Source organism: Brevundimonas intermedia, from assembly GCF_004614235.1.
GTDB lineage: Bacteria > Pseudomonadota > Alphaproteobacteria > Caulobacterales > Caulobacteraceae > Brevundimonas > Brevundimonas intermedia_A.
In genome coordinates this window covers 206,962-226,549 of the sequence record NZ_SPVH01000002.1, presented here as the reverse complement: position 1 = coordinate 226,549, position 19,588 = coordinate 206,962, and the positions used below count along the sequence as shown (strand labels likewise).

Annotated in this window: 22 protein-coding genes; 4 read left to right on the top strand and 18 right to left on the bottom strand. The window is 66.7% G+C overall.

From position 1 onward, the window contains the following. The first annotated feature begins 58 nt into the window (after positions 1-58). On the top strand, positions 59-490 hold the full coding sequence (locus tag EGY25_RS02835; protein WP_135193551.1) for a very short patch repair endonuclease: 432 nt from the start codon (positions 59-61) through the stop codon (positions 488-490). Here the strand turns inward: EGY25_RS02835 and EGY25_RS02830 are convergent. The 5 genes from EGY25_RS02830 to EGY25_RS02810 form a co-directional block, all read right to left on the bottom strand. Beyond that, positions 466-2,352, bottom strand: coding sequence for an ATP-binding protein (locus EGY25_RS02830; protein WP_135193550.1), 1,887 nt, complete (start codon positions 2,350-2,352; stop codon positions 466-468). The genes EGY25_RS02835 and EGY25_RS02830 overlap by 25 nt on opposite strands. A gap of 70 nt (positions 2,353-2,422) precedes the next feature. Next, entirely contained in the window at positions 2,423-3,469 is a 1,047-nt protein-coding gene (locus tag EGY25_RS02825; protein WP_135193549.1) for a quinone-dependent dihydroorotate dehydrogenase, read from the bottom strand. Then, positions 3,466-3,810 (bottom strand): DUF952 domain-containing protein, encoded by a 345-nt coding sequence (locus EGY25_RS02820; protein WP_135193548.1) that lies wholly within the window; start codon positions 3,808-3,810, stop codon positions 3,466-3,468. The genes EGY25_RS02825 and EGY25_RS02820 overlap by 4 nt, the downstream gene beginning before the upstream one ends. Further along, positions 3,807-4,331 carry a SixA phosphatase family protein gene (locus EGY25_RS02815; protein ID WP_245159314.1) on the bottom strand — a complete coding sequence of 175 codons (525 nt, stop codon included), beginning with the start codon at positions 4,329-4,331 and terminating at the stop codon, positions 3,807-3,809. The genes EGY25_RS02820 and EGY25_RS02815 overlap by 4 nt, the downstream gene beginning before the upstream one ends. 48 nt (positions 4,332-4,379) lie before the next feature. Continuing rightward, positions 4,380-5,120: a methyltransferase domain-containing protein gene (locus EGY25_RS02810; RefSeq protein ID WP_135193547.1), complete on the bottom strand. Its 741-nt coding sequence runs from the start codon at positions 5,118-5,120 to the stop codon at positions 4,380-4,382. Between the two features lie 46 nt (positions 5,121-5,166). Between EGY25_RS02810 and gloB the strand changes: the two genes are divergently transcribed. After that, a complete protein-coding gene (gloB, locus tag EGY25_RS02805; RefSeq protein WP_135193546.1) occupies positions 5,167-5,889 on the top strand; it encodes a hydroxyacylglutathione hydrolase in 723 nt (240 codons plus the stop codon). 3 nt (positions 5,890-5,892) lie between these two features. Here gloB and EGY25_RS02800 read toward each other — a convergent pair whose 3' ends face one another. From EGY25_RS02800 to EGY25_RS02775, 6 genes are all read right to left on the bottom strand, one after another. Continuing rightward, a complete protein-coding gene (locus EGY25_RS02800; RefSeq protein WP_245159357.1) occupies positions 5,893-6,609 on the bottom strand; it encodes a DUF4908 domain-containing protein in 717 nt (238 codons plus the stop codon). A gap of 100 nt (positions 6,610-6,709) precedes the next feature. Beyond that, a complete protein-coding gene (phbB, locus tag EGY25_RS02795) occupies positions 6,710-7,435 on the bottom strand; it encodes an acetoacetyl-CoA reductase (protein WP_135193544.1) in 726 nt (241 codons plus the stop codon). Between the two features lie 130 nt (positions 7,436-7,565). Beyond that, positions 7,566-8,627, bottom strand: coding sequence for an NAD(P)-dependent alcohol dehydrogenase (locus EGY25_RS02790; protein ID WP_135193543.1), 1,062 nt, complete (start codon positions 8,625-8,627; stop codon positions 7,566-7,568). Between the two features lie 76 nt (positions 8,628-8,703). Continuing rightward, positions 8,704-9,453 (bottom strand): DUF72 domain-containing protein, encoded by a 750-nt coding sequence (locus tag EGY25_RS02785; RefSeq protein ID WP_135193542.1) that lies wholly within the window; start codon positions 9,451-9,453, stop codon positions 8,704-8,706. Beyond that, positions 9,450-9,767 carry a type II toxin-antitoxin system RelE/ParE family toxin gene (locus EGY25_RS02780; RefSeq protein WP_135193541.1) on the bottom strand — a complete coding sequence of 106 codons (318 nt, stop codon included), beginning with the start codon at positions 9,765-9,767 and terminating at the stop codon, positions 9,450-9,452. Before EGY25_RS02780 ends, EGY25_RS02785 begins: the two co-directional genes overlap by 4 nt. A gap of 7 nt (positions 9,768-9,774) precedes the next feature. Beyond that, on the bottom strand, positions 9,775-10,032 hold the full coding sequence (locus tag EGY25_RS02775; protein ID WP_135193540.1) for a type II toxin-antitoxin system ParD family antitoxin: 258 nt from the start codon (positions 10,030-10,032) through the stop codon (positions 9,775-9,777). Between the two features lie 139 nt (positions 10,033-10,171). Between EGY25_RS02775 and EGY25_RS02770 the strand changes: the two genes are divergently transcribed. Further along, positions 10,172-10,825 carry a TrmH family RNA methyltransferase gene (locus tag EGY25_RS02770; protein ID WP_135193539.1) on the top strand — a complete coding sequence of 218 codons (654 nt, stop codon included), beginning with the start codon at positions 10,172-10,174 and terminating at the stop codon, positions 10,823-10,825. Between the two features lie 6 nt (positions 10,826-10,831). On the opposite strand, the gene EGY25_RS02765 is transcribed toward EGY25_RS02770, so the two are convergent. Continuing rightward, the gene (locus tag EGY25_RS02765; protein ID WP_135193538.1) at positions 10,832-12,403 is read right to left on the bottom strand and encodes an ATP-binding protein; all 1,572 of its coding nucleotides are present in this window, start codon (positions 12,401-12,403) and stop codon (positions 10,832-10,834) included. Positions 12,404-12,513: 110 nt separating this feature from the next. Here EGY25_RS02765 and EGY25_RS02760 point away from each other — a divergent pair, with 110 nt between their 5' ends. Continuing rightward, complete coding sequence (locus EGY25_RS02760) at positions 12,514-13,239, top strand: hypothetical protein (RefSeq protein WP_135193537.1); 726 nt, start codon at positions 12,514-12,516, stop codon at positions 13,237-13,239. On the opposite strand, the gene EGY25_RS02755 is transcribed toward EGY25_RS02760, so the two are convergent. From EGY25_RS02755 to EGY25_RS02730, 6 genes are all read right to left on the bottom strand, one after another. Next, on the bottom strand, positions 13,236-14,597 hold the full coding sequence (locus EGY25_RS02755) for a glutamate--cysteine ligase (protein ID WP_135193536.1): 1,362 nt from the start codon (positions 14,595-14,597) through the stop codon (positions 13,236-13,238). The two genes, EGY25_RS02760 and EGY25_RS02755, sit on opposite strands and share 4 nt — an antisense overlap. Before the next feature lie 89 nt (positions 14,598-14,686). Next, on the bottom strand, positions 14,687-15,547 hold the full coding sequence (locus tag EGY25_RS02750) for a 16S rRNA (uracil(1498)-N(3))-methyltransferase (RefSeq protein WP_135193535.1): 861 nt from the start codon (positions 15,545-15,547) through the stop codon (positions 14,687-14,689). An 81-nt stretch (positions 15,548-15,628) separates the two neighbouring features. After that, on the bottom strand, positions 15,629-15,961 hold the full coding sequence (locus EGY25_RS02745) for a GIY-YIG nuclease family protein (protein ID WP_135193534.1): 333 nt from the start codon (positions 15,959-15,961) through the stop codon (positions 15,629-15,631). Between the two features lie 116 nt (positions 15,962-16,077). Continuing rightward, positions 16,078-16,443: a hypothetical protein gene (locus EGY25_RS02740; protein ID WP_135193533.1), complete on the bottom strand. Its 366-nt coding sequence runs from the start codon at positions 16,441-16,443 to the stop codon at positions 16,078-16,080. 15 nt (positions 16,444-16,458) lie between these two features. Next, complete coding sequence (locus EGY25_RS02735) at positions 16,459-17,622, bottom strand: acyl-CoA dehydrogenase family protein (protein WP_135193532.1); 1,164 nt, start codon at positions 17,620-17,622, stop codon at positions 16,459-16,461. 181 nt (positions 17,623-17,803) lie between these two features. Further along, entirely contained in the window at positions 17,804-19,588 is a 1,785-nt protein-coding gene (locus EGY25_RS02730; protein ID WP_135193531.1) for an acyl-CoA dehydrogenase C-terminal domain-containing protein, read from the bottom strand.

Below are 19,588 nucleotides of genomic sequence, written 5' to 3'. Positions count from 1 at the left end.
CATTGATGTCTGTCGATCCAGGCTCAAGTAGCGAAGCGATAGCCTGGATCGACAAAAGATGAATACCGACGTGTTCAGCCCCGAAAAGCGCAGCGCCGTGATGCGTCGCGTAAAGGGCAAGGATACGTCGCCGGAACTGGCTGTGCGCAGGATCCTGCGTGCGGCCGGGATCGGTTATCGGCTGGGCGGGGTGGGTCTGCCCGGTCGGCCGGATGTCGTGATGAAGGGCCGCCGCGTCGCCCTGTTCGTCCACGGCTGTTTCTGGCACGGCCATGACTGTGCGCGTGGCGCGCGCCAGCCCAAGACCAACGCCGATTACTGGATCGCCAAGATCGCCCGCAATCGCGCCCGCGACGCCGCCGCCGTTCAGGCGCTGGAGGTGTCAGGCTGGCGCGTGGTCACGGTCTGGGAATGCGACATGCGGCGGCCCGACTTCGCTGCGACCCTGGTCGCCGCCGTCAGGGATCAGGCGGCCTCGGTCCGGGCCTGAGCGGCGGTGTCGTTCAGGACGTGCTGCAGGGCGCCGATCAGCGCCGTGGGCGTCAGGGGCTTGGAGACGAAATAGGCCATGCCCGCCGCCTGACACGCCGCGACATCCTCGGGTGCGGTGTCGGCGGTGACGGCGACGACGGGCGTGCTCGCATTGGGTCCGCTGCCGGCGCGCAGGCGACGCGTGGTCTCGCGCCCGTCCAGCTCGGGCATCCGCACATCCATGAAGATGACGTCGAACACCGCCTCGTCGCAGCGTTCCAGCGCGATCAAACCATCGGCGGCGGTGGTGATCTCGCAGCCCAGCGGCTGAAGGATCAACTGTACGGCGCGGCGATTGATGTCGTGGTCGTCCACGACCAGCAGGCGCAGGGGCTGGTCGTCGGCGTGGTCGGGTTCCGCTTCAGCTTCGGCCGCCACAGGTTCAGGCGTGGGTGCGGGCGCAGGTGTGACGACGGCCTGGACTGCGGGTGTGAAGTGGGCCAGCGACCGGGCGATATCCAGACGGCTTTCCTCGACGATTTCCGCGATCGGCTCGGCGTCTTCGCCCTTGGGCAGGATCAGGGAGACAGTGAAGCGCGACCCCTGGCCGGGCGCGCTGCGCACCGTCAGGCGACCACCCATCAGATCGATCAGATTGCGGCTGATCGCCAGGCCCAGGCCCGAACCGCCATAGCGGGCGCTCACGCCGTCGGCGGTCTGGTCGAAGGGGGTGAACAGGCGCGCCAGTTGGTCGGTCGTCATGCCGGGGCCGGTGTCGGCGATCTCGAACAGCAGGGCGTAACCCGACGGTTCTTCCGGCCAGGCCTGAACGCGCAGGGTGATCTGGCCTTCCTCGGTGAACTTCATCGCGTTCGACATCAGGTTGTTGAGCACCTGACGGATGCGCATCACGTCGCCCTTGACCTGGCGCGGGACGAAGGCTGCACCCTCGACCCGCAGCCTCAGGCCCTTGGCGTCGGCCAGGCCGCGCCACAGCTGAAGCGTCTGGGCCAGCATCTGGCGCAGGTCGAAATCGCTGACCTCGACCGTCATTCGGCCCGCCCCGATGCGGGTGTGGTCCAGCAGGTCGTCCAGCAAAGCCTTCATCATGACGCCGGCGTCGGTGATCAAGTTGGCGCTGGCGCGGGACTGGGGATCGGGCGCACGCAGCTCGGCTGCGCCGGTCAGGATGGCGCCGATGGGGGTGCGCAGATCGTGACCCACGGCGGCCAGGAAGGCGGTGTGATCGGCCAGGCTGCGTTCGGCCTTGAGGCGCAGGTCCTGGGCCTCGGCATGGGCGCGGATCAGGCTGGTCGTGGTTTCGCTCATCCGTTGCCAGGTGATGACGACATAGAAGACATAGAGGACGACGGTCGCGGCCGACGTCATCACCAGGGGCGCCGGCGCGCCGAACAGATGGGCGAAGAAGGGCGTCGTCAGCAGATAGAGCATCTGCGGCGCCAGGCTGGCGATCATCATCGGCTGGCAGCGCGCGGCGGTCATCATCGACGACAGCATGATCGCAGGCAGCATCAGGGCGGCGCAGACCCCGCCCAGAGGGCCGCCGGTCTGCCACATCACCAGCGACAGGCCGCCGAAAACCGTCGCGCTGACCGCCAAGGCGATGCAGCCGACGACCTTGCGCGCCGTGGACATCTCGCCCTTGTCGCCGCGTGCGACGGGACCGAAGACCACCAGCTCGACGCCCTGGCAGGCTATGTACAGGACCACCCAGCTCAGGCTGAACCAGACGCCCACCATGGGCGTGACGACCAGGGCGACCGCGCAGGCCGAGGCGAGGCGTTGCAGAAGCGCGCCGCGGCGTTGGCGCACGGCGGCGGTCCAGCCGCTTTCACCCGTATCGACGACGGTCGATTGCATGCAGGCCCTCGAATGACGAACGCAGGTCGTTCGCATCGACGAGATTACGTCGATCGAGCCTAACGCTCTGTCAACGGCCCGCGCCGACCGCCTCCGCCGCTGTGGAAAAGCCGTCGGCGCGCAGCCGGGCGGCCAAGTCGCGCTTGATGCGGGCGACAAGACCCGGCCCCTCGTAGATCAGGGCGGAATAGATCTGGACCGCCGTGGCGCCCAGGCGGATGCGGGCATAGGCCTCGGCGCCGCTGTCGATGCCGCCCACCGCGACCAGGGGCAGGCGACCGGCCGCCGCCTCGGCCGCCGCACGCAGGGTTTTTTCCGCGAACGGACGGATGGGCGCGCCGGACAGGCCACCCGTCTCGTGCGCGTCGGGCGATCGCAGGGTCTCGGGGCGTTCCAACGTCGTGTTGGACACGATCAGGCCGTCGATCCGGTGGGCCAGCGAGGCCTCGACGATCATGCCGATCTCGTCGGCGATCAGGTCGGGCGCGATCTTCAGGAAGACCGGCACGCGGTCGGGGCCTGTGGCGGGTCGGGCGGCGTCGATGCGGCCCAACAGGTCGTCCAACTGCTCGCGGCCCTGAAGCGCGCGCAGACCCGGCGTATTGGGCGAGGAGATGTTGACGGTGAAATAGGAGGCGCGACCGGCCAGTCGCTCCAGGCCCGCCACATAGTCCGCCGCCTTGTCCTCGGTATCCTTGTTGGCCCCCAGATTGGCGCCGACGACCACGCCCGAGGGACGGTGGTCCAGCCGCGCGGCGAAGGCGTCGAGCCCGGCGTTGTTGAACCCCATCCGGTTGATGATGGCCCGGTCCTCGCTGAGACGGAACAGGCGGGGCTTGGGATTGCCGGCCTGGGCGCGCGGGGTGACCGAGCCGCACTCCACGAAGCCGAAGCCGAGACGCGACAGGCCGCGCAGGGCCTCGCCGTTCTTGTCCAGACCCGCCGCCAAGCCGACCGGATTGGGCAGGTCCAGACCGGCCAGACGCGTATGCAGGATCGGATCGTCGGCGGGCGGCGAAGGCAGGGGGGCGAGCGCCAAACCCTTGATCGCCAGTTGGTGGGCCTGCTCCGGGTCCAGCCGTCGCAGCAGGGCGGCCCCCATATCGGTCAGGCTCATTGCGCGTCCTCGAACGTCATCTCGCCGTCGGCGGTGACGGACATGGCGCGCGACGCCGTGACGGCGGCGACGGGCAGGGGGGCATAAAGGTGAGGGAACAGGTCGCCGCCGCGCGACGGCTCCCAGATCAGGTCGTCGCCGAACTGGTTCAGGTCGACCGTCAGCAGCAACAGATCACCACGCCCTGCGAAATGACGCCGCGCAGTCTCGGCCAGTTGCGCCTGTGTGGACATGTGAATGTAGCCGTCGGCTATATCGACCGGGGCGCCGTCATAACGGCCCTCGGCGACGGCCGCGCGCCATTCGGCGGCGTCGACGATCTTGTAGGCGACATCGGTCATGCGGACGCCGCGCCGAGCGAACGCGGCGTCAGGAAGCCTTCGTAGGTGCAGCGGCCCGCCACATCGACGGTGAACAGGGCGGCCGCGCCGGTCGGGAAACCGCCCGACAGCTTGTCCACCACGGCCGGCGAGGCGGCGCTCTCGATCAGATATTCGGCGGCCAGCACATGGACGCCTGGATTGTGGGCCAGGATCAGCAGGCAGCCGGCCGCGTCCTCGCTGGCCTCGACGAAGCGGCGGATCACGTCGGAGGGGGCGTTGTACAGGGCGGCCTCGTCGCGCACTTCGACGTCGCCGAAGGCGTCGTGCATCTGCTCCCAGGTCTGGCGGGTGCGAACGGCGCCGGAGACCAGGGCCAGGTCCGGCTTCAGGCCCCGCTCGGCCAGCGCGCGGCCCATCAGCACGGCCTCGGCGCGGCCGGCGGCGGACAGGGGGCGGGCCTCGTCGCCGCCGCCGGAAGGGGCGGAGGTTTCGGCCTGGGCGTGCCGCATCAGGATCAGTCGGTGCATGATCTTCGCCATAAGGCGGTTTCGCCTCGCCGACCAGATGGCGCGGGGGTCAACTCCGCGTCAGGTGTGAGGCTTTCGTCGCGACGACAGGGTCGCCGGTTGGGGCGTCAGGACCGGGGCCGCGACGCGCTGGGCATGGCCGCTGGGCCGGATGCGGGCATAGTTCTGGCGCGAGGCCTCCAGCAGGATCAGGCCGGCGGTTCCGGGAAAGACGTGGCGGCCCACCTGTTCGAACCCGTCGGCCAGCCTCAGCATCGGCGCCCAGGGCGGCGCATACAGGGTCTGAGACCAGGCCATCGGCTCCAGCCCCACGTCGCGCACCAGCCGTTCCAGCTGACGCCGGGTGAAGGGTCGGCCATGACCGAAGGGGGTGTCGTCGGCCCGCGCCCACAGGCCGCCGCGCGCCGCCGCCGCCAGGATGATCCGTCCCGTCGGCGACAGCGCCCGCACGGCCTCCAGCAGCAGGGCGGCGGGATCGTCCGCCTCCTCCAGCGCATGGACCAGCAGGATCCGGTCGAACGACCCGGCCGGGAAGGGCAGGCGGCGGTCGTCCACCAGCAGGGTGCGGTTGCGCCCGACGGTCGGCCAGTGTTCGACGCCTTGTCCGCCCGGCATGGCCGCGACCACGCGCCGTGCGCCGACGAAGGCGTCCAGCCACGGCGTCGCATAGCCGATGCCCAGAACGTCGCAATCGGCCGCCTCGCCCCAGGCGTCGTCCAGCCGTCGCGCCACCAGCCGTCGCGCAAGCGCCCCGGTCGGCTCGCCGTAGAAGGTTCGAAGCTCGTCGATGCTGCGCCGCATGGGCGCACTATAGGCCTGTCGGCGGCCCTGCTGCTAGGATGGCTGCATGACCCTGGATGTGCATCTTTTCCCCTGCCGCAGCGACAACTACGGCTTCCTGATCCGCGACGCCGCGACGGGCGTCGTCGCGGCGGTCGATACGCCGGACGCGGCGCGGATATTGGAAGAGCTGGAGGGGCTGGGCTGGGGGCGGCTGGACCTGATCTTGAACACCCACTGGCACCCTGATCACACCGAGGGCAACGCCCAGCTGAAGGCCGAGACGGGCTGCGAGATCGTGGGGCCGGAGGAGGTGCGCAAGGTCGCGCCGCTGGACCGCGTGGTCGCGGACGGCGATGTGGTGATGGTGGGCGAGACGCGGTTCGAGGTCACGGCGACGCCGGGCCACACGCTGGGCCATGTCGTATTCCACGCACCGGCGGATGAGCTGGCCTTCACCGGCGACACCCTGTTCGCCCTGGGCTGCGGGCGGCTGTTCGAAGGCACGCCGGAGCAGATGTTCGACAGTCTGCAGAACCTGAAGGCCTGGTCCGATCAGACGGTGATCTGGTGCGCGCACGAATATACGGCCTCGAACGCCCGCTTCACCCTGAGCCTGGACGACCGGCCCGAGACCGCCGCCCATGCCGAGGCGATATTCGCCGCGCGGGATCGGGGCGAACCGACCGTGCCGACGATGCTAGGGGTGGAGAAGCGGTTCAATCCGTTCCTGACCGCGACGGATGCGGATCAGTTCGCCGCTCGGCGGGCCGCCAAGGACGCCTTCTAGGTCTTAGCGGTTCAGGGCGTCGCCGCCCACGACCCGCACGATCCGGGCGGAGGACGGGCGACCGGCGATGCCGGCGTCGGCGTCGATGACGATCCGCAGCGTGCCTTGGACCAGGGTGACCGACGGACGGCCCTGATCGGACACCACGACGCGGCGCACCCGCTCGACCTGAGAACGCAGGTTGGACGAGCGGGCCATGCGGACGATGGCGTCGCTGGCGGCCGAGACGGTGTCGGCGGCGACCTGTTCCGAGCCGGGCTGGATGTCCACGTCGATGACGATCAGCCGCCCCATCGCCTGGCTGGCGCGATAGCTCTGACGCATGAAATAATCGACCAGCTGGGCGCCGGTCATGGCTGCGCTGGCCAGGCCCTGGGCGTCGCCGACGCGCGAGGCGGGCGAGCCCTGCGGCGCGGTGGTCGTATACAGGGTCACGCCGCCGTCAGGCGTGACGCGCAGCACCTGATCGCCGTTGTCGTTGCGATAGATGATGTCGCCGCGCGGCGCCGGCGTGGGGCGCAGCACCCAGACCTCGGTCGAACGTTCCAGCCGCATCAGCGGCCGCGACCCCGAGGTATCCAGAATGAAACCCTGGCCGTTGCTGCTGACGTAACGGGCGGTCGGCGGAACCGTGCGGCGCGACTGGGCGTGGCTTTCGGACGGGATGACCACAGGCGCGACGACGCTCACGCCGATGACTGCGATGGCGGCGACGGCCATCGCAGTCACGCGTGGCGATTTTTTCGCCGTGACCGATCCCAACAAGTTCATGACTGTTTTGATGAAACCCGCGCGCGGCGGATTTTGGGCGAAGACCGGCTCAACCGACCAGGTATTGACCGCCGTTCAGCGACAGTGTGCAGCCTGTGACATATCCGGCACGCTCGCCCACCAGCCAGGACACCATGTCGGCGATCTCCTCGCCCTTGCCCAGGCGGCCGACGGGGATGTGGCTGATGATGCCTTCCAGCACCTTGGGGTCCATGGCGCCGACCATTTCGGTGTCGATATAGCCGGGCGCGATGCAGTTCACGGTCACGCCCTTGCGCGCATTCTCCAGCGCTAGCGCCTTGGTGAAGCCGATCATCCCGGCCTTGGCGGCGGAATAGTTGGTCTGGCCGATCTGGCCCTTCTGGCCGTTGATGGAGGAGATGTTGACGATGCGGCCGTGGCCTCGTTCGCGCATGCCGTTGATGACCTGGCGCGTCATGTTGAAGACGCTGTCCATGTTGACGCGGATCACGTCGGACCACTGGTCGTGGCTCATCTTGTGGAAGAAGCCGTCGCGGGTGATGCCGGCGTTGTTGACCAGGATGTCGATCGGACCCAGTTCGGTCTCGACGTCCTTCACCGCGCGGGCGCAGTCGTCGAAGCTGCCGACGTTGCCCTTCACCACCATGACGCCCAGCGCCTTGGCCGTGGCCTGGGCCGCCTCGTCATTGCCGGAATAGCCGGCGGCGACCTTGAAGCCGTCTTCCGAGAGGCGTTGAACGATGGCCTTGCCGATGCCGCGGGTCCCGCCCGTCACGAAAGCTACGCGCGTCATATCGTCTCCTGTCCCTATGCCGGCCCTTGGAAGGCCTTGTCGGGTCTGAGGATTAACGTCGGAAGCGGCAGGCGCAAGGCGTGAATCTGACGCGACGGAAGTTTCATGCTTCCGTCGCGTTCCTCGGGCGTCAGGCGGCCAGCTTTTCCATGTCGATGACGAAGCGATAGCGCACGTCGGACTTCAGCATCCGCTCATAGGCGTCGTTGATCTGGTCCGGGGCGATGGTCTCAATGTCGCAGGCGATGCCGTGCTCGGCGCAGAAGTCGAGCATTTCCTGCGTCTCCTTGATGCCGCCGATCAGCGAGCCGGCGATGCGGCGACGACGCCACAGCAGCGGCAGGGCGAAGACCGGCAGGCCCTCGGTCGTCAGGCCCAGCATGATCATGGCGCCGTCGCGCGCCAGAAGCTGGACGTGGCTGGCGATCTCGTGCGTGGCCGAGACGGTGTTGATGATCAGGTCGAACTTCTCGGCCGCCGCCTTCATCGCGTCCTTGTCGGAGTTGATCAGGAAGTGTTTGGCGCCCATGCGCTCGGCGTCGGCCTTCTTGCGGTCCGAGGTGGACAGGACGGTGACCTCCGCTCCCATGGCCGCCGCCAGCTTGACCGCCATGTGACCCAGGCCGCCCAGGCCGATCACCGCCACCTTCGAGCCCGGTCCGACGCCCCATTCCTTCAGCGGGGAATAGGTGGTGATGCCGGCGCACAGCAGGGGCGCCGCGACGTCCAGCGCCAGGCTGTCGGGGATGGACAGAACGAAATGCTGATCCACAGTGATATGGTCGGAGTAGCCGCCCTGGGTGATGGTCTCGTTCGTGCCGCCCTTCTTGTCCTTGCCGCCATAGGTGCCGGTGAAGCCGGGGACGCAGTACTGCTCGACGCCTTCCTGGCACGAGGCGCATTCGCGACAGCTGTCGACCATGCAGCCGACGCCGACGCGGTCGCCTTCCTTGAAGCGGGTGACGTTGGCGCCCACCGCCTTGACCAGGCCGGCGATCTCGTGACCCGGCACCAGCGGATAGGTCGAACGGCCGCTTTCACTGCGCGCGGCATGCAGGTCGGAGTGGCAGACGCCGCAATATTTGACGTCGATCAGCACGTCGTCCGGGCCGGGATCGCGGCGGTCGAAACTATAGGGCGTCAGCGGCTTGTCGGCGGCGGTCGCGGCGAAGGCGCGTGTGGCGATCGGCATGGGGAAGTCCTTCAGGCTTTGCAGTGAGCCGGCCTCAGATGAGGCGGCGGGCGCAGGTCCGCAAGCGCGCGGACGGCTATTTCAGCTTGCCGATCAGCGCCTGAGCCGCCGCCGGGTTCCGCACCTTCGCGCCAGAGATGAAATAGGCGAACACCTCGCCGCGTTTCGCCCAGGCCCTGTTCTGCTCCGCCACCGCGTCCAGCTCGGCCGCCGTCATGCCGGTCGGCTCGTCCTCGCGGCTGGACATCAGCCGGGCGTACGTAAAGTCGGCGGTCGCCTCGTCGATCTGGGGCCAGGTCGGCTCCTCGTCATCGACGGCATAGACGATGGCCGCGCCGTACTTTCGCGCCAGGTCATAGAACTGCTCGGTGGCGAAGGTCGGGTTGCGAACCTCCAGCGCATGGCGCAGCCGTGCCCCGTCCTTCTCCTTGGGCAACAGCTTCAGGAAGCCTTCGAAATCCTCGGGGTCGAACTTTTTCGTCCCCATGAACTGCCAGTTGATCGGCCCCAGCTTGTCGCCCAGCTCGATCAGGCCCTGGGACAGGAATTTATCGAAGCTCTCGCCGCCTTCGGACAGGACTTTGCGATTGGTGCAGTAGCGGCTGGCCTTGACCGAAAAGACGAAATCCGCCGGCGTCTCATCGCGCCATTTGCGCCAGCTGTCGGGCTTGAAGGTCGAATAATAGGTGCCGTTGATCTCGATCGAGGTCAGTTTCGACGCCGCATATTCCAGCTCGCGCTTCTGAACCAAGCCCTCGGGATAGAAGACCCCGCGCCACGGCTCGAACGTCCAGCCGCCGACGCCGACATGGATGGGGTGGGTCATTGCGTATCCTCGTGCACGTCGCCACCAAGCGGATCTGACTGCCAATCTTCATGCCCGTGACGAAACCGAAGCACCAAAACCCCACCTTCTTCTATCACGTAGATGATGACGTGAGCTTTGTAGCTTCGCACGCGAACGGGCAGATCGAGTTCGGTCCTGAGGCGAGAGGCAAGAGGATAGTCGCCGATCATTCGGACGGTGGCGCTGAGGCCTGTTGTGTAGGCTTCGGCTTGCCGCGATCCAAACATCGCCTCACCATCAAGATAGATGGCGATCAGATCGCGTTTCGCTGCATTGGAATATCTGGCGCTCACGGATCCGCTATGCCGCCCGAGAGGCGCGGTCCTGCGCTTCCGCGCGGGCCTCAGCGATGATCTCCTCAAACGTCATTTCGCTGATCCCAGAGGCGTAGGCCTCTTCGATGAGGGTGTTCCAGTGGGCGATCTTTTCGGCCTTGATCTGCTCGCGGCGGATCAGATCGCGCACCACGTCGGACGTGTTGGCGTAGCGGCCGGATTTCGCCTGTTCCTCGACCCAGGCCTTCATCGGATCGGGCAGGGAGATGTTCATCGTCGCCATGGTGGCCTCCTCACTGCCAGAATTGAACTATTGGCAGTCTTTGTCAATTTCGGTCTCGATAGGCTAGGACTAACTTGGTGGCGGCATGTTCGCATGCGAGGTATCGGTTAGATACGAAATCCCGCGCTAGTTGAGGCCGATGGAACCCTTAGAAAAAGAGACGAAGTCCAAGCCCTCGGTGCGGGCGCGCGCCGATGCGATCAAGCCTTTCAGGTGCAAGAATTTGATCGCGGTGATCGAGAACCCGACCGACGTGAGAAATATCGGCACGGTCATTCGAAACGTGAACGCCATGGGTGTGGAGAAGGTCTATGTCGTCGATGTGCGAGGAGACTTGCCTGACGATTGGCAAGTGCTGCGCGACGATAAGGCCGTTTCAAAGACTTCGGTCTCTGCTGTGAAGTGGACAATCGTTAAACGGTTCGACAACACGGACGCCTGTTTCGATTATCTCGAAGCCAAAGGCTTCGTTTCAATCGTCACATCGCCCCACGTAAAGGGAAAAACCTCCATCTATCTGGACGAGGGAGACTACACGGTTCACCCGAAGCTTGCGGTCTGGTTTGGCAGCGAGGCGATAGGGATCAGTGATCGCGCAGTCGAGCGTAGCGCGATGTGTGTCAGCATTCCCATGTTCGGCATGATCGAAAGCCTCAATCTAGGGACGAGCTCGGGCATCGTTCTTTATGAGGTCGCCAAACAACGGCGTGCCTATCAAAGCCGATTTACGTGGCGCAATCAGAGGGGAGAGCGCGAGACCCCCTTGCCGACCGTGATGGCTCCGAGCAAGTAAGCTACCTCATCCCGCCATCGCCGCCTGGATTCCGGCCAGCAGGCTGGCGGCGGTGATGGGTTTGGGCACGTGCAGGTCGGCCCCGGCGGCCTGGGCCTGGTCGCGGTGTTCGGCCATGGCGTTGGCGCTGAGCATGACGATGGGGGTGCGGGCCTGGGTGGCGCGTTCGGCCTCCAGCCGGCGGATGGCGCGGGTCGCGGTCAGGCCGTCCATGCCCGGCATCTGCATGTCCATCAGCACCAGGTCGAAGGTCCCGGCCTGGAAGGCGGCCAAGGCCTGTTCGCCGTCGCCGACGGTGACGACCGTCATGGCGTGGGCCGCCAGGATCAGCTGGACCACGCGCTGGTTGACGGGGTGATCCTCGGCCAGAAGCACGCGCAGGGCGGTAACAGGCCGTTCGGCCTCGGTCGCGCGGGCGCGCTGTCGCGCATCGTGGTCCGTCAGGGAGGCGGCGCGCACCAGCGGGATTTCGACGGTGAAGCGGCTTCCGACGTCCGGCGTCGAGGCGGCGGAAATTCGCCCGCCCATCAGCTCGACCAGAGACCGGCAGATCGACAGGCCCAGGCCCGTGCCGCCGAACCGCCGGGTGATGGTCGCATCCGCCTGGCTGAACCGGTCGAACAGGCGGACGGCGTGGTCGGGTGCGAAGCCGACGCCGGTATCCTCGACCCGCAGCGTCAACTGGGTCAGGCCGTCGGAATCCTCGTCCATGGCGATGGCGACGGCGACTGAGCCCTGAGGCGTGAACTTGATCGCATTGGACAACAGGTTTTCCAGCACCTGGCGAATGCGGGTGCTGTCGCCGACGAACAGGCCGCGCGCATCGGCGTCGCGGCGGATGTCGAAGTCCAGGCCCTTGGCCTCGGCCCGCAGGCGCATGACGTCCAGCGGCGCGGCCAGAGCCTCGTCAAGATCGAAGGGGCGGCTTTCCAGATCCAGATGGCCGGCCTCGATCTTGGACACGTCCAAAATGTCCGACACCAGCCGTTCCAGCGTCACGCCCGAACTGGCGATCAGCGAGACCATCTCGGCCTGTTCGGGGGTCAGGTCGGTGCGCGACAGGGCGTCGACGATGCCGATGACGCCGTTCAGGGGGGTGCGGATCTCGTGGCTCATATTCGCCAGGAAGTCGGACTTGGCGGCGTTTGCGGCCTCGGCGGCGGCCGTGGCCTCACGCAGGGCCTGCTCGGCGGCGACCTTTTCGGTCACGTCGCGCGCGATGCCGTAGACACGATCGCCCAGCCTGTGGGCGCGCCATTCCAGCGAGACATAGTGGCCGGCCTTGTGACGATAGCGGTTGATCTGGCCCAGGACGGGATCGCCCGGACGACGGGTCTCCACCTCGACGATGCTGTGCCGGGTGACGGCCTGGTCGTCGGGATGCACCAGGCGGGGCAGGTCGCGGCCTTCGATCTCGTCGGGTCGATAGCCCAGGACGGTGAACCAGGAGGCGCTGGCCTTGACGACCCGCCCGTCCAGTTCTCGCACCACCAGCAGATCCAGCGACACGTCGAAGAAGGTGTCCAGGTCCACATCGGCGGTGGGGAAGGCCAGGGCCGTAACAGGCATACACGTCATGGCGCACTCTCTCGAACTGAGGCCAGCGTAAAGCCTATCCGTTAAGCTGACCTTTGCAGCGAACGGCGGTCTGCGCTGGCGCATGGACCGATGTCGGATAGGATGCCGCAATGATCACCGCCTTTCTCTTGATCGCCGCCGTCCAGGCCGCCCCGTCCGACCGGCTGGAGCCGCTGACCCTCACTGACGACCGGGCCTGCACCGCCGACGGGGCGTGGTGCGTGGGGTTGGTGCAGGACGAAGAGCCGGTCGTTCGGCCGATCGTGCGGGCCGCCGGCGCCTTGCCGCCGGGGCTTGAGGCCTCGGACGGTGCGGTCGAGACCTTCCAGCCGTGGGTCCGGCTGGCGCGCCTGCCCGACGGTGGTTTCCTGGCCGGGGTCGAGGTCGGGCTCAGCAGCATGTATTCCGGCGGCGGGGGCCAGGCGACGGAGCTACGGCTGTATCGGCTGAACGCGCGGGGCGACGCCGGGACCATGCCGGTCCTGGCCGTGCCGATCGGTGCGGAGCTGATGATCCGCGCCTGTTTCAGCGAAGAGGACATGAAACAGAGGGCCGGCGCCTGTCACGACGAATACGGGTTCGATGCCACGCTGACGGCCGCAGGCGATGCCGGCGACATGCCTGTGTTCGACTATGTCACCACGGCGACCGCCTATCCGCGCGGCGCGTCGCGCTTGGAGGATTCGCTGGAGAAGCCGCCGCTGAAACCCGCCGACCTAGTCACGGTGCGCGATCCGAAATGCAGCTTCAGCCGCCGCTTCACCTTTGACGCAGTGGCAGGCGAATACCGGCCGGACAGCGCGCTGCCGGATTGCTCGGACTACACCGTGCCCTAATAGGCGAAGTCGGCGTAGATGCGCTTCACGTCGCCCTGCCAAGCGCCGTGATACAGGTCCAGCAGGCGTTCGGCCGGGGTGATCCCGCTGTCGGCGATGTCTTCCAGTTCCGACAGATAGCCGCGCTCGTCCACCATGCCGCCCGAGAAGCAGGCTCGGTTCTTCAGACCCTGTTTGGCGATGTCGATCAGATCGACGGCGATGTCGCGCACCGACCGGCCCGCGACCTCGGCCTTGAGGCCCAGGCGGGTCACGTCGCGGCGCAGGCGTTCGTGGTCGGCGATGTCCCAGTCCTTGACCAGATCCCAGGCGGCGGCCAGCGAGGGCGCGTCGTACAGCACGCCGGCCCACAGGGCGGGCAGGGCGCAGATTCGGCTCCACGGGCCGCCGTCGGCGCCGCGCATCTCCAGATAGGCCTTCAGCCGCACCTCGGGGAAGAGGGTGGTCAGGTGGTCGTTCCAGTCCTTGATCGTCGGGTATTGGCCGGGCAGAGCGGGCAGCTTGCCGGCCTGGAAATCGCGGAACGACTGGCCCGAGGCGTCCACGTAATGGCCGTCGCGCTTGGCGAAATACATGGGGGTGTCCAGCGCATAGTCGGCGTAGCGCTCGAAGCCGAAACCGTCCTCGAACACAAAGCCCAGCATGCCGGTGCGATCGGCGTCGGTGTCGGTCCAGACATTGGCGCGGGCCGACAGGAAGCCGTTGGGACGGCCCTCGGTGAAGGGCGAACAGGCGAACAGGGCGGTGGCGATGGGCTGAAGCGCCAACGAGGTGCGGAACTTGGCCACCATGTCGGCTTCGGAATCGAAGTCGAGATTGGCCTGGATGGTGCAGGTGCGCAGCATCATGTCCAGGCCCAGGGTCCCGACCTTGGGCATATAGGCGCGCATGATGTCGTAGCGGCCCTTGGGCATGACCGGCACCTGTTCGCGGGTCCACAGCGGGTCGAAGCCGGCGCCCAGGAAGCCGACGCCCAGCTGATCGGCCACCTGTTTGACCTCCATCAGGTGCTGGCCGGTCTCGTTGCAGATGTCGTGGATGGTCAGAAGCGGCGCGCCGGACAGTTCGAACTGGCCGCCGGGCTCCAGGCTGACCGAGGCGATGAAGCCCTCGGCGTTGCGACGTTCCAGCCCGATCAGGAAGCCGTTCTCCTCGACCGGCGACCAGCCGAACCGTTGCAGGCCCTCCAGCATCGCCTTGATGCCATTCGGGCCTTCGTAGCCGGGGCGCGCCAATGTGGTCTTGTCGAAGCCGAACTTCTCGTGCTCGGCGCCGATGCGCCACTGGTCCTTGGGCTTGGCCCCCTTGGACATGGCCTCGATGAGGACGGTCCGGGTCAGCGGCGCGTTGTCGGTCATGCGTCAGTCCCTTCGGGCGCATCGTAAGCGACCGTGTGTCGCGGCTAGATGGGCAAGATTGCGGCAAGGCTCAAGAGCATTGGCAGCACTTATCGTTCCCAGTCTCCCACAGCGGCCTGCCACAGGGTCATGGCGGCGATGGCGGCGGTGTCTGCGCGCAGGATGCGCGGGCCCAGAGACACCGCGGTAGCGAAGGGCAGGGACCGCAGCCGCTCGCCTTCTTCGGGCGAGAAGCCGCCCTCGGGGCCGATCAGGATGGACCATTTCGGTTGAGCTTCTCCCTCCCCGTTCGGGGAGGGGGGCGAAGGCGCAGCCGAAGCCGGGTGGGCGGGGCCAGGCAGGGCGTCCGGTTGCTCGGCCCGCCCCACCCCGTCGTCGCCGCGCGCCAACGCCCCTCCCCCGAGGGGGGAGGGAGAATAGGGGGCGAGCGCCCGCATCGCCGGCGCGCCGCCGGTCTCGTCGCAGAACATAAGGCGCCGGCCGGCCTCCCAGCCGTCCAGCAGCGCGTCGAGCTTCACCGGATCGTCGACGGCCGGCACGTCCATGCGTCCGGTCTGTTCGGCGGCTTCCTCGGCGATGGCGTCCAGACGGTCCAGGCGGATGCGGTCCGCATTGGTGCGCTTGGTCAGGACCAGCCGCACCCGACGCGCGCCCAGTTCGGCGGCCTTCTCCACGATGGTCTCGACGCGGGCCTTCTTCACCACGGCGACGATCAGCTCCAGGTCGGGGCCATGCACTTGGGGCCGCACCTGTGCCTCGGCGCGCAGGATGACGCCCTTCTTCAGCACCTCGGCGATGGTGCAGCGCCATTCGCCGTCGTGGCCGTTGAACACCAGCAGGTCGTCCCCGACCTTCAACCGCATGACCTGGGTCAGATAGCGGGACTGGTCGAGCGTGGGGGCGACGGGGGCGGCGGCCGAAAGGGACTGAGTGACGTGAAGGCGGATCATGCCTCTACATGACGCGTGGGCAATCACTTGTCATCCCGGCCGCAGCGAAGCGAAGAGCCGGGACGGAACACCAATGACCACCTAACCAAGCCCGGTCGGCGCAGCCGAACCGGGCTCAGCCTTCGCCCGCACTTCACCGTAAAGATCCAGCCAGCGTGGATTGTCTTTCTCGACCAGGGCGAACTTCCATTCGCGCAACCAGCGCTTGATGCGCTTTTCCCGCAAGATCGCCTGGTCGATGTATTGATGGGTTTCGTACCAAACCAGTTGGTCGATGCCACGATCCGCCGTGTAGCCGGGGATCAGCCCCGACTTATGCTCAGCCACACGACGCACGATATCGTTCGTCACGCCGACGTAAAGATAGCCGCAAGGGCCGCTGGCGAGCAGATAGACATAGAAGCTGTTGGCCATGACCCCGTCTCCCGGCTCAACCCTTGCGGGTTGTCCGGGAGTGGTCAAGTCGATGCTGCCCCGTCCCCGATCTTCGCTGCGCTTCGTCGGGGATGACAAGGTGCTGGGCGTAAGCCCTAAAGCGTCCGGGCGGTCAACGCGCTCAGGTCGATGGCGCCGCCAACCGCGATATGATCGATCATCGCCTGGCGCGCTTCATCCTCGGCCCCGTAGAGGCCGGATTCAAAGACGGCAAACTCCGTCTCCCAGGGAGCGATCCCCGGCGCAGACACCGTTTGCCGCTTCCAGTCGGCGAAGCTGTATAGGCCGTCGGTGCGGCGAACCAGTTCCGTCCATTCGCCAGGCCCCGCGCCCTCCTGCCGCCAGACGATGTTTCTGGGTGGCTGGACGAAGGGCGTTGTGACGGGTTTGGCGACCGGCTTCAGTCGCTGTTCCAGCCAGTCGCGAAAGCGTTCGAAAGGCCCTTTCTCGATCAGCGCCATCGGGTGGTGCTCGTCTTAAAGCGTTCGAGCGATCAGCAGTTTCATGATCTCATTGGTGCCGCCGTAGATGCGCTGGACCCGCGCGTCCTTGTACAGCTGGGCGATGGCGTATTCGTTCATATAGCCATAGCCGCCGTGGAGCTGGAGCATCTCGTCGATGGTCTCGCCCTGGATGTCGGTGACCCAATATTTGGCCATGGAGGCGGTGGCGGCGTCGAGCTGGCCCTTCAGGTGCAGGCCGATGCAATGGTCGACGAAGACCTTGGCGACGGTCAGTTTGGTCTTGATCTCGGCCAGTTTGAACTGGGTGTTCTGGAAGTCTATGACCCGCTTGCCGAAGGCCTTGCGCTCCTTGACATAGGCCAGCGTCGCCTCAAGCCCGCGCTCGGCGGCGGCGACGCCCTGGACGGCGATGTTCAGTCGTTCCTGGGGCAGTTGCTGCATCAGCTGGACGAAGCCCTGGCCCTCGCCGCCGCCGATGATGTTGTCGCCGGGGACTTTCACGTCATTGAAGAACAGCTCGGAGGTGTCGTTCCCCTCCATGCCGATCTTGTGCAGGTTGCGGCCGCGTTCGAAGCCTTCGGCCCCGTCCGTCTCGACCACGATGAGGCTGGTGCCCTTGGCGCCCTCGGCCGGGTCGGTCTTGGCCACGACGATGATGAAGTTCGCCAGCTGGCCGTTGGTGATGAAGGTCTTGGAGCCGTTGACGACATAGCCGTTGCCGGACTTGACCGCCGTGGTCTTGACCCCTTGCAGGTCCGAGCCCGCGCCAGGTTCGGTCATGGCGATGGCGCCGACCAGTTCGCCGGATTGGAGCCGGGGCAGCCAGCGCGCCTTCTGCTCCTCAGTGCCGTAGTGCCAGATGTAGGGGGCGACGATGGCGTTGTGCAGCGAGATGCCGAAATGGTCCGCGCCCTTCCAGCCCAGCTGGCGCATCAGCACGACTTCATGGCGGTAGTCGCCGCCCATGCCGCCGTCTTCCTCGGGCATGGACAGGCCCAAGAGACCGTCGGTCCCGGCCTGGGTCCACAGCTCGCGCGGGACGCTGGAGTTTGCGATCCACGACTGGACCTTCTCCGGCGGTGCGTGTTCGTCGATCCATTTGCCGACGCTGTCGGAGAAGAGGGTGATCTCTTCTTCGCGCATGAAATCGGGGTCGGGGCTGTTGAGGATGTTCATGGGTTAGCTCCGGCTTTTTCCCTCCCCGTCCGGGGAGGGTGGCCGCGCAGCGGCCGGGTGGGGGCGGCAAGGTGAAGCGGCCTAGATCGGAGTGCGTGTCGCCCTGCCGCCCCCACCCGGTCTCCGCTTCGCTTCGACCACCCTCCCCCGCAGGGGGAGGGAGAGGTATGCGTTTTTATCCTCAGAACGCCTCGGCCGGCATGGCCATCAGCACGTCGGCGCCGGTCTTCATCTTGGCCAGGTGGGCACCGGCGTCGGGCAGGATGCGCTCGACGAAATAGCGGCCGGTCTGGAGCTTGGTGGCGTAATACGGGTCGGTCGAACCGGCCTCGACCTGGGCTTGCGCCACCTTGGCCATCTGCGCCCACATATAGGCCATCGCCGTCAGGCCGAAGAGGTTCAGATAGTCGGTCGAGGCGGCGCCGGCGTTGTCCGGGTTGGCCATGCCGTTCTGCATCAGCCACATGGTGCCGTCCTGCAGCTTGGCCTTGGTGTCGGCCAGGCCGTCGACGAAGGGCTTGATCGCTTCATTGCCGCCGTTCTCGGCGACGAAGGCGTCGATCTCGCCGAACCAGGTCATGATGGCGCGACCGCCGGCCGCAGGCAACTTGCGCCCGACCAGGTCCAGCGCCTGGATGCCGTTGGTGCCTTCGTAGATCATGGTGATGCGGGCATCGCGCAGATACTGCGAGGCGGGGAAGTGTTCGGTATAGCCCGAACCGCCGTGAACCTGCATGCCCAGCGAGGCGACGTGGAAGCCCTTGTCGGTCAGATAGGCCTTCAGCACGGGCGTCAGCAGGCCCATGTAATCCTTGGCCTTGGTCGCCACGGCCTCGTCTTCGGACTTCTCCAGATCGGCGTGCAGGGCGGTCCACAGGATGAAGGCCTGGCCGCCTTCGACGAAGGCTCGGGCCTCCAGCAGCATGCGGCGCACGTCGGGGTGGACCATGATGCTGTCGGCGGGGCCTTCCGGGTTCTTGGGGCCGGTCAGGCTGCGGCCCTGCAGGCGGTCCTTGGCGAACTCGACGGCGGCCTGATAGGCGGCGTTGCCGATGGCCAGGCCTTGCAGACCGGTGCCCAGGCGGGCCTCGTTCATCACCACGAACATGTTGTTCATGCCGCGGCCTTCTTCGCCGATCAGCCAGCCCTTGGCGCCGTCGTATTGCATCACGGCGGTGGCGTTGCCGTGGATGCCCATCTTGTGCTCAAGCCCGGCGCATTCCAGCGTGTTGCGCTCGCCCAGCGACCCGTCCTCGTTGACCAGGAACTTGGGCACGACGAACAGCGACAGGCCCTTGATGCCCGGAACCGCGCCCTCGACGCGGGCCAGGACGGTGTGGATGATGTTGTCGGCGAAGTCGTGCTCGCCTGCCGAGATCCAGATCTTCTGGCCGGTGATCGAATAGGAGCCGTCGCCGTTCGGCACGGCCTTGGTGCGCACCATGCCCAGATCCGTGCCGCACTGCGGCTCGGTCAGGTTCATCGTGCCGGACCATTCGCCGGTCGCCATCTTGGGCAGATATTTCGCCTTCAGCTCGTCCGAGGCGTTGGCGTGGATGCCGGCATAGGCGCCGGCCGTCAGGCCCGGATACATCGAGAAGGCTGCGGAGGCGCCGGCCGTCATCTGACCGAAGGCCGAGGCCACGACGCTGGGCATGCCCTGGCCGCCGTAGGCCGGGTCGGCGGCAAGCGCCATCCAGCCGGCTTCGGACATCGCCTTATAGGCTTCCTTCCAACCCTTGGGACCGGTCACCACGCCGCCCGCGGACCAGTGGCAGCCTTCCTTGTCGCCCGGATTGTTGATCGGGGCGATGACCTCGTCGGCGAACTTGGCGCCCTCTTCCAGGATCTGGCTGACCAGATCCGAAGAGACGTCCTGGAAGCCCGGCTGGTTGGTGTAGCGGTCGATCTCCAGCACTTCATTCAGGATGAAGGTGAAGTCGCGGACAGGCGCCTTGTAGGCCAT

Bases quoted from the DNA above. Each gene is read 5' to 3' on its own strand.
- EGY25_RS02825 (WP_135193549.1), bottom strand. From the start codon at position 3,469: ATGAGCCTGACCGATATGGGGGCCGCCCTGCTGCGACGGCTGGACCCG.
- EGY25_RS02775 (WP_135193540.1), bottom strand. From the start codon at position 10,032: ATGGCGACGATGAACATCTCCCTGCCCGATCCGATGAAGGCCTGGGTC.
- EGY25_RS02730 (WP_135193531.1), bottom strand. From the start codon at position 19,588: ATGGCCTACAAGGCGCCTGTCCGCGACTTCACCTTCATCCTGAATGAA.
- EGY25_RS02735 (WP_135193532.1), bottom strand. From the start codon at position 17,622: ATGAACATCCTCAACAGCCCCGACCCCGATTTCATGCGCGAAGAAGAG.
- EGY25_RS02770 (WP_135193539.1), top strand. From the start codon at position 10,172: ATGGAACCCTTAGAAAAAGAGACGAAGTCCAAGCCCTCGGTGCGGGCG.
- gloB (WP_135193546.1), top strand. From the start codon at position 5,167: ATGACCCTGGATGTGCATCTTTTCCCCTGCCGCAGCGACAACTACGGC.
- phbB (WP_135193544.1), bottom strand. From the start codon at position 7,435: ATGACGCGCGTAGCTTTCGTGACGGGCGGGACCCGCGGCATCGGCAAG.
- EGY25_RS02800 (WP_245159357.1), bottom strand. From the start codon at position 6,609: ATGGCCGTCGCCGCCATCGCAGTCATCGGCGTGAGCGTCGTCGCGCCT.
- EGY25_RS02830 (WP_135193550.1), bottom strand. From the start codon at position 2,352: ATGCAATCGACCGTCGTCGATACGGGTGAAAGCGGCTGGACCGCCGCC.
- EGY25_RS02750 (WP_135193535.1), bottom strand. From the start codon at position 15,547: ATGATCCGCCTTCACGTCACTCAGTCCCTTTCGGCCGCCGCCCCCGTC.
- EGY25_RS02760 (WP_135193537.1), top strand. From the start codon at position 12,514: ATGATCACCGCCTTTCTCTTGATCGCCGCCGTCCAGGCCGCCCCGTCC.
- EGY25_RS02745 (WP_135193534.1), bottom strand. From the start codon at position 15,961: ATGGCCAACAGCTTCTATGTCTATCTGCTCGCCAGCGGCCCTTGCGGC.
- EGY25_RS02765 (WP_135193538.1), bottom strand. From the start codon at position 12,403: ATGACGTGTATGCCTGTTACGGCCCTGGCCTTCCCCACCGCCGATGTG.
- EGY25_RS02790 (WP_135193543.1), bottom strand. From the start codon at position 8,627: ATGCCGATCGCCACACGCGCCTTCGCCGCGACCGCCGCCGACAAGCCG.
- EGY25_RS02810 (WP_135193547.1), bottom strand. From the start codon at position 5,120: ATGCGGCGCAGCATCGACGAGCTTCGAACCTTCTACGGCGAGCCGACC.
- EGY25_RS02820 (WP_135193548.1), bottom strand. From the start codon at position 3,810: ATGACCGATGTCGCCTACAAGATCGTCGACGCCGCCGAATGGCGCGCG.
- EGY25_RS02755 (WP_135193536.1), bottom strand. From the start codon at position 14,597: ATGACCGACAACGCGCCGCTGACCCGGACCGTCCTCATCGAGGCCATG.
- EGY25_RS02835 (WP_135193551.1), top strand. From the start codon at position 59: ATGAATACCGACGTGTTCAGCCCCGAAAAGCGCAGCGCCGTGATGCGT.
- EGY25_RS02785 (WP_135193542.1), bottom strand. From the start codon at position 9,453: ATGACCCACCCCATCCATGTCGGCGTCGGCGGCTGGACGTTCGAGCCG.
- EGY25_RS02740 (WP_135193533.1), bottom strand. From the start codon at position 16,443: ATGGCGCTGATCGAGAAAGGGCCTTTCGAACGCTTTCGCGACTGGCTG.
- EGY25_RS02815 (WP_245159314.1), bottom strand. From the start codon at position 4,331: ATGGCGAAGATCATGCACCGACTGATCCTGATGCGGCACGCCCAGGCC.